This window comes from Pseudomonas sp. PSPC2-3 (assembly GCF_049898265.1).
Taxonomy (GTDB): Bacteria; Pseudomonadota; Gammaproteobacteria; order Pseudomonadales; family Pseudomonadaceae; genus Aquipseudomonas; species Aquipseudomonas veronii.
In genome coordinates this window covers 356,607-372,946 of sequence record NZ_JAFCXJ010000009.1, presented here as the reverse complement: position 1 = coordinate 372,946, position 16,340 = coordinate 356,607, and the positions used below count along the sequence as shown (strand labels likewise).

Annotated in this window: 11 protein-coding genes; 9 read left to right on the top strand and 2 right to left on the bottom strand. The window is 61.1% G+C overall.

Translation table 11 applies throughout. The annotated features are described in order from the left end of the window. Positions 1-303: 303 nt before the first annotated feature. The 9 genes from ACP7E3_RS22365 to ACP7E3_RS22325 all read left to right on the top strand — a co-directional run bounded on the left by ACP7E3_RS22365 (position 304) and on the right by ACP7E3_RS22325 (position 12,999). Positions 304-1,707 (top strand): polynucleotide adenylyltransferase PcnB, encoded by a 1,404-nt coding sequence (locus ACP7E3_RS22365; RefSeq protein WP_046382050.1) that lies wholly within the window; start codon positions 304-306, stop codon positions 1,705-1,707. 2 nt (positions 1,708-1,709) lie between these two features. Next, entirely contained in the window at positions 1,710-2,207 is a 498-nt protein-coding gene (gene folK, locus ACP7E3_RS22360) for a 2-amino-4-hydroxy-6-hydroxymethyldihydropteridine diphosphokinase (RefSeq protein WP_017847434.1), read from the top strand. 240 nt (positions 2,208-2,447) lie between these two features. Beyond that, positions 2,448-3,248, top strand: a complete 801-nt coding sequence (gene panB, locus ACP7E3_RS22355) for a 3-methyl-2-oxobutanoate hydroxymethyltransferase (RefSeq protein WP_046382049.1) — start codon at positions 2,448-2,450, stop codon at positions 3,246-3,248. After that, positions 3,245-4,096 (top strand): pantoate--beta-alanine ligase, encoded by an 852-nt coding sequence (gene panC, locus ACP7E3_RS22350; protein ID WP_057005455.1) that lies wholly within the window; start codon positions 3,245-3,247, stop codon positions 4,094-4,096. The genes panB and panC overlap by 4 nt, the downstream gene beginning before the upstream one ends. A gap of 213 nt (positions 4,097-4,309) precedes the next feature. Continuing rightward, positions 4,310-5,974, top strand: coding sequence for a glucose-6-phosphate isomerase (pgi, locus tag ACP7E3_RS22345; RefSeq protein ID WP_017847431.1), 1,665 nt, complete (start codon positions 4,310-4,312; stop codon positions 5,972-5,974). A 105-nt stretch (positions 5,975-6,079) separates the two neighbouring features. Then, the gene (gene acs / locus ACP7E3_RS22340; protein WP_177030499.1) at positions 6,080-8,017 is read left to right on the top strand and encodes an acetate--CoA ligase; all 1,938 of its coding nucleotides are present in this window, start codon (positions 6,080-6,082) and stop codon (positions 8,015-8,017) included. Positions 8,018-8,033: 16 nt separating this feature from the next. Continuing rightward, a complete protein-coding gene (locus ACP7E3_RS22335) occupies positions 8,034-8,903 on the top strand; it encodes an oxygenase MpaB family protein (RefSeq protein WP_046382047.1) in 870 nt (289 codons plus the stop codon). Positions 8,904-8,960: 57 nt separating this feature from the next. After that, complete coding sequence (locus ACP7E3_RS22330) at positions 8,961-9,977, top strand: class I SAM-dependent rRNA methyltransferase (protein ID WP_046382046.1); 1,017 nt, start codon at positions 8,961-8,963, stop codon at positions 9,975-9,977. 88 nt (positions 9,978-10,065) lie between these two features. Then, positions 10,066-12,999, top strand: a complete 2,934-nt coding sequence (locus ACP7E3_RS22325; protein WP_057005458.1) for a DUF748 domain-containing protein — start codon at positions 10,066-10,068, stop codon at positions 12,997-12,999. Positions 13,000-13,193: 194 nt separating this feature from the next. Here ACP7E3_RS22325 and ACP7E3_RS22320 read toward each other — a convergent pair whose 3' ends face one another. Together ACP7E3_RS22320 and pnp are read right to left on the bottom strand one after the other, a co-directional pair. Further along, positions 13,194-13,796 carry a BON domain-containing protein gene (locus tag ACP7E3_RS22320; protein WP_046382044.1) on the bottom strand — a complete coding sequence of 201 codons (603 nt, stop codon included), beginning with the start codon at positions 13,794-13,796 and terminating at the stop codon, positions 13,194-13,196. 295 nt (positions 13,797-14,091) lie between these two features. Further along, complete coding sequence (gene pnp / locus ACP7E3_RS22315; RefSeq protein ID WP_017847425.1) at positions 14,092-16,197, bottom strand: polyribonucleotide nucleotidyltransferase; 2,106 nt, start codon at positions 16,195-16,197, stop codon at positions 14,092-14,094. Positions 16,198-16,340: the final 143 nt, after the last annotated feature.

Genomic DNA, 16,340 nt, shown 5'->3' with positions numbered 1-16,340 from the left:
ACAGCGACCAAAGCAATCCGTTTGCTCTTGACTCCCGATTGGGAGTGTCATGAAGGTCACACTTCATGGCGAGGGCGATCAACAAAAACAAAAAGCCCGAAACCAATAATAAAAATAGAGCACGCAACTACTTCTGGGGGAGCTTCGGCTCCCCTTGTAGTTTCCGGTATTTGACGTTTTTAGGCTTATGGCGCAAGGCCTGTAGCTTGTTCCTACACCATCCCCCGACTAAATGCTAGAATCCCGGCCCATCATGCGGTCATTCTTCGTTATGGCCGAACATTCCTTCAAACAGTGCATCCCATGCTGAAGAAGTTGTTCCAGTCATTCCGTTCTCCCTTGCGTCGAACGCAACACAAACGCAGCACGCCTGAAGTGCTCAACAGCAGCCAACATTCGCTGCAACGCGCTCAGTTCAGCCGTTATGCAGTGAACATCGTCGAACGTTTGCAGAACGCCGGTTACCAGGCTTATCTGGTGGGCGGCTGTGTACGCGACATGTTGCTCAATATCACACCCAAGGACTTCGACGTCGCCACCAGCGCCACGCCCGAGCAAGTGCGCGCCGAGTTTCGCAATGCGCGCATCATCGGCCGCCGCTTCAAGCTGGTGCATATTCACTTTGGCCGCGAAATCATCGAGGTCGCGACCTTCCGTGCCGGTCATCCGCAAAACGATGAGGAAGAAGACACCAATCAGTCTTCCCGCAACGAAAGCGGACGCATCCTGCGCGACAACGTCTACGGCACCCTGGAAGAAGACGCGCAGCGCCGCGACTTCACCATCAACGCCTTGTATTACGACCCGGTCAGCGAGCGCATCCTCGATTACGCCAACGGCGTACACGATATTCGCAACAACCTGATCCGCCTGATCGGCGACCCGACGCAGCGCTACCAGGAAGACCCGGTACGCATGCTGCGGGCGGTGCGTTTCGCCGCGAAGCTGAACTTCGGTATCGAGCGCCACACGGCTGCACCGATTCGCGAACTGGCGCCGATGCTGCGGGAAATCCCCTCGGCGCGCCTGTTCGAAGAAGTGCTCAAGCTGTTCCTCTCGGGCTACGCCGCCGATACCTTCGAAATGCTCGTCGACCTGCAGTTGTTCGATCCCTTGTTCCCGGCGAGCGCCGAAGCACTGGAATACAACCCGACGTATACCCACACCCTGATCAGCGAAGCGTTGATCAACACCGACCTGCGCATCAAACAGAACAAACCGGTCACCCCGGCGTTCCTGTTTGCCGCCCTGTTGTGGCCGGCCTTGCCCAAACGCGTACTGCGCCTGCAAGACCGTGGCATGCCGCCGATCCCGGCCATGCAGGAAGCCGCCCACGAGTTGATCGCCGAACAGTGCCAGCGCATCGCCATCCCGAAACGCTTCACCCTGCCGATCCGCGAGATCTGGGACATGCAGGAACGCCTGCCGCGTCGCAGCGGCAAGCGCGCCGACCTGTTGCTGGAGAACCCGCGCTTCCGTGCCGGCTACGACTTCCTGCTGCTGCGTGAAAGCGCCGGCGAGCAGACCGACGACCTGGGCGAATGGTGGACCGACTACCAGGACGCCAATGACAGCGAGCGCCGCGAGATGATTCGTGAACTCGGCAGCAAAGGCGATGGCGTCGGCGAAGGGCCCAAGAAGCGCCGTCGCAGCGGGAGCAAACGCAAGCGCAGCGCCGCCGATGCCTCGGGCGCCGCAGGCGAATAAACGTGGAACGCATCTACATCGGCATGGGCAGCAACCTGGCGGCCCCGGAGCAACAATTGCGCAATGCTATCGAGGCGTTGGCGCAATTGCCGGGCACTACCGTCGCAGGGGTGTCGGCCTTCTATCAAAGCGACTCCCTGCTCCCCGGCCAACCGCGCTACACCAATGCGGTCGCGGCCCTGGACAGCTGCCTGGCGCCACTGGAACTGCTTGATGCGCTGCAAGCCATCGAGAACGACCAAGGCCGCGAGCGCCTTGAGCGTTGGGGCCCACGCACGCTCGACCTGGATATCCTGCTGTTCGGCGACCGCCTGATCGACGAACCACGCCTGCAAGTGCCGCACTATCAGATGCACCTGCGCGCCTTCGTGCTGTACCCGCTGGCCGAACTGGCCCCAGCCACCCTGCAATTGCCCGATGGCCGGCGCCTCAGCGACCTGCTCGCAGCCTGCCCGTTTGTCGGCCTGGAACGCATGCCTGCGCTCAGCACCCAGCGTTGATCAGTCACTGCTGAATCGCATCAGTAACAGCGGTAACACCACCGTCGTAACAATGCGGTAACACATGCAATTGACTTCCCGTGTCCTCCTCACGACTATAGGCGTCCCGCTGCCGCCAACCGGCGCTAAAGGGCGCAATCCAGGCCTTATAAGCACTGCTCTCAAGAAAGTGCGCCTGTATAAACGAAGACTCACGCGCGTTACTCGCTGTTTCCATGCGCCTGAACGAGGACCCTTTTCATGCCAGACGTTACCCTGACCACCTTGCAGAGCCTCAAGCTCAAAGGTGAAAAAATCACGATGCTGACCTGCTATGACGCCACCTTCGCCCACGCCTGCTGCCAAGCCGGTGTCGAGGTGTTACTGGTGGGCGACTCCCTCGGCATGGTGCTTCAAGGGCATGACAGCACCCTGCCCGTCACCACGGATGAACTTGCGTACCACACCGCCAGCGTCAAGCGCGGTAACGACGGCGCCTTTATCATCGCCGACCTGCCGTTCATGGGTTACGCCACCGTCGAACAGACCTTCCACAACGCCGGCAAATTGATGCAAGCCGGCGCGCACATGGTCAAGCTCGAAGGGGCCGCCTGGCTCGCCGACTCGATCCGCATGCTGGCTGAACGCGGCGTGCCGGTGTGCGCGCACATGGGCCTGACACCGCAGTCCGTGAACATCCTCGGCGGCTATAAAGTCCAGGGCCGCAACGAAGCCCAGGCGCGCCAGATGCGTGCCGATGCCATCGCCCTGGAACAAGCGGGCGCCGCGATGATCGTGCTCGAATGCGTGCCCAGCGAACTGGCCGCGGAGATCACCCATGCGGTCAAAGTGCCGGTGATCGGCATTGGTGCCGGGTCGGCCACCGACGGCCAGGTCCTGGTGCTGCACGACATGCTCGGCCTGTCGATGACCGGCCGGGTACCGAAGTTCGTGAAAAACTTCATGACCGGCCAGGACAGCATCCACGCCGCGTTGAGCGCATACGTCGCCGAAGTCAAAGGCGTGACCTTCCCAGGCGCCGAACACGGATTCTCTGCATGAACACCGTAAAAACCCTACGTGAACTGCGGGCCGCCGTTACCCATGCCCGCAGCGCCGGCAAACGTATCGGCTTTGTGCCCACCATGGGCAACCTGCACAGCGGCCACGCGGCCCTCGTGGCCAAAGCGGCCCAACAGGCGGATTTCGTGGTCGCGAGCATCTTCGTCAACCCGCTGCAATTTGGCGCCGGCGAAGACCTGGACAAGTACCCGCGTACCCTCGCCGCCGACCAGGAAAAACTCCTGCAAGCCGGCTGCAACCTGTTGTTCGCGCCAAGCGTCGAGGAAATGTACCCCAGCGGCATGACCGGCCAGACCCGCGTCAGCGTGCCGCAATTGTCCGAAGGCCTGTGCGGCGCCAGCCGTCCCGGGCACTTTGAAGGTGTGGCCACGGTGGTCAACAAGCTGTTCAACATGGTCCAGCCGGATATGGCCGTGTTTGGCCAGAAGGACTACCAGCAACTGGCCGTGATTCGCGCCATGGTCCATGACCTGAACATGCCGATCCAGATCATCGGTGAACCGACCGTGCGCGCCGAGGATGGCCTCGCGCTGTCATCGCGCAACGGTTACCTCACCGCCGAGCAGCGGGCCGTCGCGCCGACGTTGTACCGCAGCCTGAGTCAGATTGCCGCCGCCATCAAAGGCGGCGACCGCGACTTCGCCAAACTGCGTGCCGAACAGGTCCAGCAGATCGAAGCCGCCGGCATGCGCGTGGATTACCTCGAAGTGCGCCAAGGCGTCCACCTGCGCCCGGCTATGGCCGAGGATCGCGATGTAGTGATCCTGGTCGCGGCCTACCTGGGCGCGACGCGTCTGATCGACAACCTGCATCTGACCCTCGACTGACCCCCTGCCCGTTGCCCAGCCTGATGCGCCGGTATAAAAAAGTACCGGCCACAGCGCAGACAAAGCCAAGACATATCGACACGCTAGGTTTAATGTATTCGCCCTGCGCTATGGTTAGCGCTGTCCGGAACCCATTGCTTGATGAAAGACTGGATGTTTCGGGCTTTGAAGTGTCCTAAAGGCAGTCCCCGTAATAAAAGGAAACCCGCAGCGATGGCGTACTACCGCACCCCTCATGACGTTACCGCTCTGCCCGCCTGGCGAGCGCTCAATCAACATCGCCAAGCCATGCAGGATTTCAGCATGCGCGACGCGTTCAATGCCGATCCTCAGCGTTTTTCCCAATTCACCTTGAGCAGCTGCGGGCTTTTCCTCGATTACTCGAAAAACCTGATCACCAGCGAAACCCGCAACCTGCTCGTGGACCTGGCCAAGGAAGTCGACCTTAAAGCCGCGATCGACGCGCTGTATGCCGGCGAGCCGGTGAACTCGTCCGAGGGTCGCCCTGCCCTGCACACCGCCCTGCGCCGCCCAGTGGGCGACAAGTTGTCGGTCAACGGCGTGAACATCATGCCGGACGTACACAAGGTGTTGAACCAGATCACCGACCTCGTGGGCCGCATCCACGACGGCCTGTGGCGCGGCTACACCGAGAAGCCGATCACCGACGTGGTGAACATCGGCATCGGTGGCTCGTTCCTCGGCCCGGAGCTGGTCTCCGAAGCGTTGCTGTCCTACGCCCACAAAGGCGTGCGCTGCCACTACCTGGCGAACATCGACGGCAGCGAGTTCCACGAGCTGACCATGAAGCTGCGCGCCGAGACCACGCTGTTCATCGTCTCGTCGAAATCCTTCAACACCCTCGAAACCCTGAAAAACGCCCAGGCCGCCCGCGCCTGGTACCTGGCCCAGGGCGGCTCGGAAGCCGAGCTGTATCGCCACTTCATCGCCGTATCGAGCAACAACGCGGCCGCCGTGGCCTTCGGTATCCGCGAAGAAAACATCTTCCCGATGTGGGACTGGGTCGGCGGCCGTTACTCGCTGTGGTCGGCCATCGGCCTGCCCATCGCCCTGGCCATCGGCATGTCGAACTTCAAGGAGCTGCTGTCCGGTGCCTACACCATGGACCAGCATTTCCAGAACGCGCCGTTCGAACAGAACATGCCGGTGCTGCTCGGCCTGCTGGGTGTGTGGTATGGCAACTTCTGGGGCGCGCAGAGCCATGCGATCCTGCCCTACGACCACTACCTGCGTAACATCACCAAACACTTGCAACAGCTGGACATGGAATCCAACGGCAAGAGCGTGCGCCAGGACGGTACGCCGGTGTCCACCGATACCGGCCCGGTGATCTGGGGCGGCGTGGGCTGCAACGGTCAGCACGCGTACCACCAGTTGCTGCACCAGGGCACCCAACTGATCCCGGCCGACTTTATCGTGCCGATCGTCAGCTTCAACCCGGTCTCCGACCACCATCAGTGGCTGTACGCCAACTGCCTGTCCCAGAGCCAGGCGCTGATGCTCGGCAAGACCCGCAGCGAAGCCGAAGCCGAGCTGCGCGACAAGGGCCTGCCGGAAGCCGACGTGCAGAAGCTGGCCCCGCACAAGGTGATCCCGGGCAACCGTCCGAGCAACACCCTGGTGGTCGAGCGCATCAGCCCGCGGCGCTTGGGCGCACTGGTCGCGATGTATGAACACAAAGTGTTCGTGCAAAGCGTGATCTGGGGCATCAACGCCTTCGACCAATGGGGCGTGGAGCTGGGCAAGGAACTGGGCAAGGGCGTCTACAACCGCCTGACCGGCGCCGAAGAAAGCCTGGCCGACGATGCGTCGACCCAGGGCCTGATCAACTACTTCCGCGGTCGTCACCGCGGCTGATGTCGGTCACACAGGGCCGGCGTCCATTCGGACGTCGGCCTTGAACCCGCCCCCGACTGGGTGCATCTTTATGACTTGTCGCAAAAACAAGAATAAGGATCGCTCATGTTCGATATCAGCATGTTTCCCATCGCCGATGCCGTCCGCCGGGCTGCGCAACTGAGTCAAGAGGACTATCAGCGCCTCTATCGCCAATCCATCGAACAGCCGGACACGTTCTGGGCCGAACAGGCCAGGCGCTTTCTCGACTGGACCACGCCCTGGCACACCGTCAATACCTCGGACATCCAGACCGGCGCCACCCAATGGTTTGCCGGCGGCCAATTGAACGTCAGCTACAACTGCATCGACCGCCACCTGGCGCAACGCGCCGAGCAACCGGCCTTCATCTGGGAGGGCGATGATCCGACAGCGTCTTCCACCATCACCTACCGCCAACTGCATCAAAACGTCAGCCGCCTGGCCAATGTGCTGAAAAGCCGTGGCGTGAAAAAAGGCGACCGGGTGTGCATCTACATGCCGATGATTCCGCAAGCGGCCTACGCCATGCTCGCCTGTACGCGGATTGGGGCGGTGCATTCGGTGGTGTTTGGCGGTTTTTCACCCGACGCCCTGCGCGACCGCATTCTCGACGCCGACTGCCGCACGGTGATCACCGCCGATGAAGGCGTGCGCGGCGGCAAGCCGGTGGCGTTGAAACAAAATGTCGACAAGGCCCTGGCCAGTTGCCCGAACGTCAGCACCGTGCTGGTGGTAGCGCGCACCGGGGCCGCCGTGAACTGGAGCGAAGGCCGCGACCTCAACTATCAACAGGCCGTGGATGCCGCCAGCGATGACTGCCCACCCGAGCCGATGGACGCCGAAGACCCGCTGTTTATCCTCTACACCTCCGGCAGCACCGGCAAACCCAAGGGCGTGCTGCACACCACCGGCGGCTACCTGCTGCAAGCCGCGATGACCTTCAAGTACGTGCTCGACTACCGCGACGGCGAAGTGTTCTGGTGTACCGCCGATGTGGGTTGGGTCACCGGCCACAGCTACATCGTGTACGGCCCGCTGGCCAATGGCGCCACCTCGCTGATGTTCGAAGGCGTGCCCAGCTACCCGAGCAGCTCGCGCTTCTGGCAGGTCATCGACAAGCATCAGGTCAATATCTTCTACACCGCGCCGACGGCCCTGCGCGCATTGATGCGCGAGGGCCACGCTCCGTTGGAGAACACCTCCCGCGCCAGCCTGCGCCTGCTCGGCAGCGTCGGCGAGCCGATCAATCCGGAAGCCTGGGACTGGTACTTCAACGCCGTCGGCGAACAACGCTGCCCGATTGTCGATACCTGGTGGCAGACCGAAACCGGCGGCATCATGCTCAGCCCGCTGGTCAGCGCCCAGCGCATCAAGCCCGGCTGCGCGACCCAACCGATGTTCGGCGTGCTGCCGGTGCTGCTCGATGAGCACGGCAAGGAAATCAACGGCCCGGGCAGCGGCGTGCTGGCGATCAAATCCAGCTGGCCGGGGCAGATCCGCAGTGTCTATGGCGACCCGCAGCGCATGATCGACACCTATTTCAAACCCTACCCCGGTTATTACTTCACCGGCGATGGCGCGCGGCGTGACGAAGACGGCGACTACTGGATCACCGGGCGCATCGACGATGTGATCAACGTCTCCGGCCACCGTATCGGCACCGCCGAGGTGGAAAGTGCCCTGGTGTTGCATGACTGGGTCGCCGAGGCTGCGGTGGTGGGCTATCCCCATGACGTCAAAGGCCAAGGCATCTATGCGTTCGTCACCCCGATGAATGGCGTGGAGCCCAGCGAGACACTGAAGAAACATCTGCTCGAACTGGTCAGCAAGGAAATCGGCAGCTTTGCCAAACCGGAACTGATCCAATGGGCCCCGGCCTTGCCGAAAACCCGCTCGGGTAAGATCATGCGACGCATTTTGCGCAAAATAGCCTGCAACGAGTTGGACAGCCTCGGAGATACCTCCACCCTGGCCGACCCCAGCGTGGTCGCCGGCCTGATCGACAAACGCCTGAACCGATAGGAACCCGCGCGTCGCCATGGAATTTATCCGCAGCCGTATCGAAACCCAGTTGATGAGCCTCACCGGCTTGTCGCTGGGCCAGTTGGACCTGGAAAACCCCAAGGGCGACCCCGGCCTGTTCGGCCCGGACTCGGTCAGTTGGCAAGTGCATGGCGATTTCAGCAGCATGCTCATCGGCGGCATCAGCGCCTTGATGCTGCAAGCCTTGCACCCATTGGCGCTGGCTGGCGTGTGGGACCATTCGAACTTTCGCCAGGACATGCTCGGGCGTCTGCGCCGCACGTCGCAGTTCATTTCCGGCACCACCTTCGGTTCACGCAAAGACGCCGATTGGCTGATCGAGAAAGTACGCACCATTCACCTGCAGGTTGTCGGCCATGCGCCCGACGGCCGCGCCTACGCGGCCAGCGACCCGCAGTTGCTGACCTGGGTGCATGTGGCGGAGGTCAGCAGCTTCCTCGCCGCGCACGTGCGTTATCGCAACCCGCAGCTCTCGGGGCGCGATCAGGATCGTTACTACAACGAAATCGCCCTGGTCGCCGAACGCCTGGGCGCGCGGAATGTGCCGCGCTCACGCGAGGAAATTGCGGATTATCTGGCGCGTATCCGTCCACAATTGTTGTGCGACGCGCGCAGCCGCGAAGTGCTGCGCCTGCTGCTCGAAGCCCCGGCGCCCAGCACCCTGGCCAAACCCTTTGGCGCCCTGATGATGCAGGCCGGGATCGACCTGCTGCCGGCCTGGGCCGCCGACATGCTGGGGCAACACCCGAGCCCGCTGCAACGCCAGCTGGTGCGTGCCGGGGTCAAGCGTAGCGCGCCGGTGCTGCGTTGGGCGATGCGCAATGGCTCGGTGCAGCGCGCGCATCGGCGGATGGGGTTGATGTAGGCGACGCTCCATAACTGCTAAACTCCGCGCCCACATTTACCCAGCAAGGCGCGCTCCATGTCTCCCCTGAACCAGGCGCTGCGCGCCGCCCTCGATCATCGTCAAGGCCTGATCAGCGAGTTGCATGCCCAAGGCACCGACTGTTACCGGCTGTTCCACGGCAGCCAGGAAGGCGCCGGAGGCCTGACCATCGACCGCTATGGCCCGCAATTGCTGGTGCAGAGCTTCCACCAACCGCTGGAAAGCGCAGACTTGCTGGACCTGCATCAACTGATCAGCCAGTACATGGGCCTGGAATTGCTGCTGGTGTACAACGACCGTTCCCGTGGCAACTCGCGGATCGACCGCGAAGACACGGTCTACCGCGCCACACCGCAAGCGCTGCAGGACCTGGTCGGCCACGAATGGGGCCTCAATTACCGCGTGCGCGGGCGCCATGCCGGGCAAGACCCGTTGCTGTTCCTCGACCTGCGCAACACCCGCGGCTGGGTCAAGACACACAGTGCCGGCAAAAGCGTACTGAACCTGTTCGCCTACACCTGTGGCGTGGGCCTGAGCGCCGCGGCCGGCGGTGCCCGTGACGTGTGCAACCTGGATTTTGCCGAAGGCAACCTGGCGGTCGGCCGCGAAAACGGCCTGCTCAACCCGCAACTGGCACCCATGACGTTCGTGCAATCCGATTATTTCCCGGCGATTCGCCAGCTGGCCGGCCTGCCGATCACCCAGCGGCGCGGGCAGAAACTGCCGAGCTATCCGCGCCTGGAACCGCGTCAATATGACCTGGTGTTGCTTGACCCGCCGGCCTGGGCCAAGAGCGCCTTCGGCACCGTCGACCTGTTGCGCGACTATCAAAGCCTGCTCAAGCCGGCGCTGTTGGCAACCGCCGATGACGGCGTGCTGATCTGCTGCAACAACCTGGCAAAAGTGAGCATGGACGATTGGCGTGAGCAGGTTCTACGTTGCGCCGAGAAAGCCGGGCGTCCGGTGCGCGACTGGCAAATCATGCCTCCTGGCGCCGACTTTCCGTCGCAAGACCAGCAACCTCCGTTGAAGACTCTGATCCTGCAGTTATAGGAATTTTCTGAAAGAGGGTGGCTCTTCGGAACCGAAAACCCGTGCCATACTCCAAGGCACTCCTGTTCGACATAGATGGCGCCGCCCCATGCCCAAAGGATTGATTCGCGCCACTGGCGCCTTGTTGACTGCCGTTGCCCTGTACAGCTTGCTGGGCTTTTTGATTTTGCCCGGCATTGCCCTTCGCATAGCCAACCAACAGTTGGCCAACTACGCCACGGTGCCGGCCCGCATCGAGCGTATCGAGCTCAACCCATTCAGCCTGGAAGTGACGCTGTGGGGCCTCAAGATCGGCGATCCCGGCAAGGAACAAGTGGGTTTCGAGCGGCTCTACGCCAACCTGCAGCTCGACAGCCTGTGGACCCGCGCCCTGCACCTGGCCGATGTGCAACTCGACAAACCCAAGACCGAGTTGCTGTTCGACAAGTCCGGCCAGTTGAACCTGGCGCAGTTGTTCAAACTGCCACCCAGCGAACCGACACCGGCAGACCCCAACGCCAAGCCGTTCCCGTTGCGGATCGAGCGGATCAAGCTGGCGGGCGGTTATCTGCACTTTGAAGACCTGCGCCCCAGCGAGCCGATCGAGTTCCTTTACGACAAACTCGACTTCGAGCTGAAAAACCTCAGCACCCTGCCGGAAGACAATGCCGACATGACCCTGGTCGCCGCCGGCCCGGAAGGCGGGCAGATCGACTGGAAGGGTAACGTCAGCCTGGTGCCGATCACGTCCAAAGGCACCCTGAAAATCACCGATGGCAAGATGAAAGCCTGGTGGCCCTATGTGCGCGACGCCCTGCCCCTGGTCCTCGAAAACGGCGTGCTCAACTTCAGCACGGACTACACGTTCAGCCTGGCCAAAGAAACCGAACTGAACCTGACCAACACCGCCGCCAGCATCGCGCCGTTCGCCATCAAGGCGCCGGATGGCCGGCCGCTGGTGCGCCTGGAACGCCTGGACGTCAGCGAAACCACGATCGACCTGGCCAAGCAGCAGGTAGTAGTCGGCAAGATCCGCAGCAACAAGCTGGAAACCTGGGCCGCCCGCGAAGCCGATGGCCAACTGGACTGGCAGAAACTGTTCGCCAGCCAGCCGGGCAAGCCAGCCAAGGCGCCGGAAGCCGCCAGCGCGCCAGCAGCTGCCGACTCGCCCAAAGCCGCGCCCGCAGCGCCGAGCAAGCCTTGGCAAGTGCTGCTCAAGGATGTGCAACTGCGCAACTATCAGGTGCACCTGGCCGACCGCCAGGCCCAACCTGCGGTCGCGCTGGAACTCGGCCCGCTGAACGTCGATGTGCAGAACTTCGACAGCCTCAACGGCAGCCCCTTCACCCTCAAGGTCGACACCGGCCTGGGCAAGCAAGGCAAGATCCAGGCAACCGGCGAGGTCAACCTCAACCCGGTCAGCGCCAAGCTGAAAGTGAATACCCAGGACATCGATCTGCGGGTCGCGCAGTCCTATATCAGCCCGTTCATCCGCCTGGAACTGCGTAGCGGCATGCTCGGCAGCAACCTCGATGTGAACCTCAAAAGCACCGAGCCGCTGGCCCTACAGATCACCGGCCGGGCGCAGGTCGATCAGTTGCATACCCTCGACACCCTCAAGACCCGCGACTTCCTCAAATGGCAGCGCCTGGTGCTGGAAGGGCTGAACTACCAGCATGGCGACAGCCTGTCGATCGACAAGGTCAACCTGCAACAGCCCTATGTGCGCTTCATGATCAACGATGATCGCACCACCAACGTCGACGACCTGTTGATTCCCCAGCCGGCCGACAGCGGCGCCAAGCCAGCGGCCAAGCCGGCCGCAAGCAAAGAAAAACCGCTGGGCATTCATATCGGGCAGATCGCGATCAACGACGGTTCGGCCAACTTCGCCGACTTCAGCCTCACGCCCAACTTCGCCACCGCGATCCAACAGCTCAACGGGCAGATCGGCACCATTGACAGCCGCCAGGCCAAACCGGCAGCTGTCGACATCAAGGGCAAGGTGGATCGCTATGCACCGGTGACCATCAAAGGCAGCGTGAACCCGTTTGATCCGATGGCGGCACTGGATATCGCCACCAGCTTCAAACGTGTCGAGCTGACGACCCTGACGCCCTACTCGGGTAAGTTCGCCGGTTTCCGGATTCGCAAGGGCCGCCTCAACCTCGACCTGCATTACGTGATCACCAAAGGCCAGCTGAAGGCCGAGAACAAAGTGGTGGTCGAGCAACTGCAACTGGGTGAGAAAGTCGACAGTGCCGATGCGGTAGACCTGCCGATTCGCCTGGCGATCGCCCTGCTCAAGGACTCTGACGGCAAGATCTCGATTGAACTGCCCATCAGCGGCGACTTGAACAACCCGCAATTCAGCGTGATGCCGATCGTCTGGCAGACCCTGCGCAACCTGGTGGTGCGCGCGGCAACGGCGCCGTTCAAGTTTATCGGTGGGCTGGTGAGCGGCGGCGGTTCGGAAGACCTCGGCAATGTCTCGTTCGCCGCAGGCTCCAGCGAACTGAACAAAGACGCCGAGGGCGCCCTGAACACCTTGGCCAAGGCCCTCAAAGAACGCCCTACCCTGCGCCTGGAAATCGAAGGCACGGCAGCGGCCGACAGTGACGGCAAGTTCCTCGCCGAGCAGCGTCTGGAGCGCGAATACCAATATAACTATTACAAGATCCTGCAGCGCCGTGGCGACAAGGTTCCGGCCCAGGCGTCCTTGCTGCAAGTACCGGAAAAGGAAAAAGCCCCCTTGCTCGAAGGTATCTACCGCACCCGCCTGAAACAACAACCGCCGGCGGAGTGGAAAAACCTGAGCGACGATGAACGCACGGCCAAACTCAAGGGCGGCGTGATCACGTTCTGGAGCAGCAGCGACGTGCTGTTGCGCCAGCTCGGTCAGGACCGCGCAAGCACCATCAAGGACTACCTGGTCGACAAAGGGCAGCTGGAAGATGACCGGGTGTACTTCGTCGACGCCAAACTGGGCCAGGCCGAGAAGGATGGCCGGGTGGTAACGCAGATGCATCTGGACGCCGAATGACCCCACGCGCCAGCGCAAGCTGGCGCCCACTTCGAAAGCATTCCTGGCCGGAATAGAACAGGCCCCGACACATGTGTGCCGGGGCCTGTAATGACCACATCCCTATGGTCGGTCGCATGAACCCGTGAGGTGCATTGAGTGGATATCTAACTCACTCGTTGCCGCCGCCGCCTAGTTCAGCGATTGGTTGGGCGTTACTCTGCTTTCAGGCCATCGGCCGATACAGCTTTCACGCCTTTGATTTTCTTGGTGATGTTCACCGCGGTAGTTTTCTGCGCTTCGGTCACTGCGACGGAAGAAGACAGGGAAACTACACCCTTGTTGGTTTCGACTTTGATGTCGGTACCCGGAATGCCTTTCTCGGTAACCAGGTCAGCCTTCACCTTGGTAGTGATCCAAGTGTCCGAAGTGGCCTCTTTGGATTTGTCGATGTTGTCGGCTTTTACCGCACCGCCAGCCAGCAGGCCGTCAGCGGATACAGCGGTCACACCTTTGATACGCTTGGTGATGGCGACAGCGGTAGCTTTCTGCGAGTCAGAGATGGCAACGGTCGAAGACAGGGAAACCACACCTTTGTTGGTCTCAACCTTGATGTCCGAACCTGGAATGCCCTTTTCGGTCAGCAGGTCAGCTTTGACTTTGGTGGTGATCCAAGTGTCCGAGGTGGACTCTTTGGCTTTGGTCATTTCGCCAGCTGCCAGCGTCATCGGCGCCTGCGCGGTTTGAGCGAAGGCAACGTTGGCCATGGCCAGGGTCAGGGCGGTAGCAGTTGCGGTAGCGAGAGCGAACTTCTTCATACGAGTAACTCCTGTTTTATTAAAAGTCTGCAGTGTGTGAACCTTGATGCTGCAGCATTAACAGGACTATTGCAGGCACTGTGCCAAGTCGAACTCTTCAAATAAACCATTTAAAAACAATGAGTTATAGATTGAGCGAATTTTCGGATTCGTGCAATTTGCATGAAGCAGAGCGTGCCTGCATGCAAGTTGCGGCTTTTGGCTGTGATTAAGCGTCTGATTTTTCGGCATTTTCCTGCACGCATAAAAAAAGGACTCCGAAGAGTCCTTTTTTCAGCGTGAAGCCTGCGGGTATTTAAGCGCCCGAAGCCTTGGCTGCTGCCACGTCTTTGATGGACAGCTTGATACGGCCGCGGTTGTCCACGTCCAGTACCAGCACTTCCACTTCCTGGCCTTCTTTCAGAATGTCGGTCACTTTCTCAACACGAGCGTCGCTCAGCATGGAGATGTGAACCAGACCGTCTTTGCCCGGCAGGATGTTGACGAATGCGCCGAAGTCGACGATGCGCTCAACTTTACCGACGTAGATCTTGCCGATCTCGGCTTCGGCAGTGATGCCCAGAACGCGCTGACGCGCCGCTTCTGCAGCTTCCTTGGTTTCGCCGAAGATCTTGATCGAGCCGTCGTCTTCGATATCGATCGAAGCCTTGGTCTCTTCACAGATCGCACGAATGGTCGCGCCGCCTTTACCGATGACATCACGGATTTTGTCGGTGTCGATTTTCATCGCGATCATGGTCGGAGCATTTTCCGACAGTTCGGTGCGGGACTGACCAATGATCTGGTTCATCTGACCGAGGATGTTCAGGCGCGCTTCCAGGGCTTGGCCCAGAGCGATTTCCATGATCTCTTCGGTGATGCCTTTGATCTTGATGTCCATCTGCAGCGCGGTAACACCTTTAGCGGTACCGGCTACTTTGAAGTCCATGTCGCCCAGGTGGTCTTCGTCACCCAGGATGTCGGTCAGGACGGCGAACTTCTCGCCTTCTTTGACCAGGCCCATGGCGATACCGGCAACCGGCGCCTTCATCGGCACACCAGCGTCCATCAGTGCCAGGGAAGCACCGCAGACCGAAGCCATGGAGCTGGAACCGTTGGACTCGGTGATTTCCGACACTACACGGATGGTGTACGGGAACACGTCGGCGGCTGGCAGCATGGCCTGAACCGAACGACGGGCCAGACGGCCGTGACCGATTTCGCGGCGACCGGCGCCACCCATGCGACCACATTCGCCCACCGAGAACGGCGGGAAGTTGTAGTGCAGCATGAACGGGTCTTTTTTCTCGCCTTCCAGGGTGTCCAGCAGCTGTGCGTCGCGGGCAGTACCCAGGGTCGCAACGACCAGGGCCTGGGTTTCGCCACGGGTGAACAGCGCGGAACCGTGAGTCTTCGGCAGAACGCCGACTTCGATGTTCAGCGGACGCACGGTGCGGGTGTCGCGACCGTCGATACGTGGCTTGCCGTTAACGATGTTTTCGCGAACGGTGCGGTATTCGATTTCGCCGAATGCTGCTTTGACGTCGCTGGCAGAAGGCTGGCCTTCTTCACCGGACAACTTGGCAACGACCTGATCCTTCAGCTCGCCCAGGCGAGCGTAACGGTCGGCCTTGACGGTGATGGTGTAGGCCTGGGAGATCGCTTCGCCGAACTCGGCACGGATCGCGCCCAGCAGTTCGGTGGCTTCGGCTTGCGGAGCCCAGGCCCAGGTTGGCTTGGCGGCTTCGGCAGCGAGTTCTTTAACGGCGTTGATCACAACCTGGAACTCGTCGTGAGCGAACAGTACCGCGCCCAGCATCTGGTCTTCGGTCAGCTCTTTGGCTTCCGATTCAACCATCAGTACGGCTTCCGAGGTACCGGCAACGACCATGTCCAGGCTCGAGGCTTTCAGTTGCTCGTAAGTCGGGTTCAGCAGGTAGCCGGTGCTTTCGTGGAAAGCCACGCGCGCGGCGCCGATCGGGCCATCGAAAGGAATGCCGGAGATAGCCAGGGCAGCCGAGGTACCGATCATCGCAGCGATGTCCGGATCGGTCTTTTTGCTGGTGGAGACGACGGTGCAGACAACCTGCACTTCGTTCATGAAGCCTTCTGGGAACAGCGGACGGATCGGACGGTCGATCAGTCGGGAAGTCAGGGTTTCTTTCTCGGAAGGACGGCCTTCGCGCTTGAAGAAACCGCCAGGGATCTTACCGGCAGCGTAAGTCTTTTCCTGGTAGTGAACAGACAGAGGGAAGAAGCCCTTGCTTGGGTCTGCAGTCTTGGCGCCTACAACGGTCACCAGTACGGTAACGTCGTCGTCAACGGTAACCAGCACTGCGCCGGAGGCTTGACGGGCGATACGGCCTGTCTCGAGGGTAACGGTCGACTGACCGAACTGAAATTTTTTGATAACCGGGTTCACGGTGTCCTACCTTCTTTGTGGCTCTTGGGGAACTTGTCTTCTTGCGAAATTCTTGGGCAATGTCGGGAATCGGCCCAACCCTTGTCCAGGGGTAAAACGTGTATCCAGATAAAACTTGAGGCTGGAAGCCTGCCATGGGCCAG

Excerpts from the sequence above, each read along its gene's own strand:
- ACP7E3_RS22365 (WP_046382050.1), top strand. The coding sequence starts at position 304 with ATGCTGAAGAAGTTGTTCCAGTCATTCCGTTCTCCCTTGCGTCGAACG.
- panB (WP_046382049.1), top strand. The coding sequence starts at position 2,448 with ATGCCAGACGTTACCCTGACCACCTTGCAGAGCCTCAAGCTCAAAGGT.
- panC (WP_057005455.1), top strand. The coding sequence starts at position 3,245 with ATGAACACCGTAAAAACCCTACGTGAACTGCGGGCCGCCGTTACCCAT.
- pgi (WP_017847431.1), top strand. The coding sequence starts at position 4,310 with ATGGCGTACTACCGCACCCCTCATGACGTTACCGCTCTGCCCGCCTGG.
- acs (WP_177030499.1), top strand. The coding sequence starts at position 6,080 with ATGTTCGATATCAGCATGTTTCCCATCGCCGATGCCGTCCGCCGGGCT.
- ACP7E3_RS22335 (WP_046382047.1), top strand. The coding sequence starts at position 8,034 with ATGGAATTTATCCGCAGCCGTATCGAAACCCAGTTGATGAGCCTCACC.
- ACP7E3_RS22330 (WP_046382046.1), top strand. The coding sequence starts at position 8,961 with ATGTCTCCCCTGAACCAGGCGCTGCGCGCCGCCCTCGATCATCGTCAA.
- ACP7E3_RS22325 (WP_057005458.1), top strand. The coding sequence starts at position 10,066 with ATGCCCAAAGGATTGATTCGCGCCACTGGCGCCTTGTTGACTGCCGTT.
- ACP7E3_RS22320 (WP_046382044.1), bottom strand. The coding sequence starts at position 13,796 with ATGAAGAAGTTCGCTCTCGCTACCGCAACTGCTACCGCCCTGACCCTG.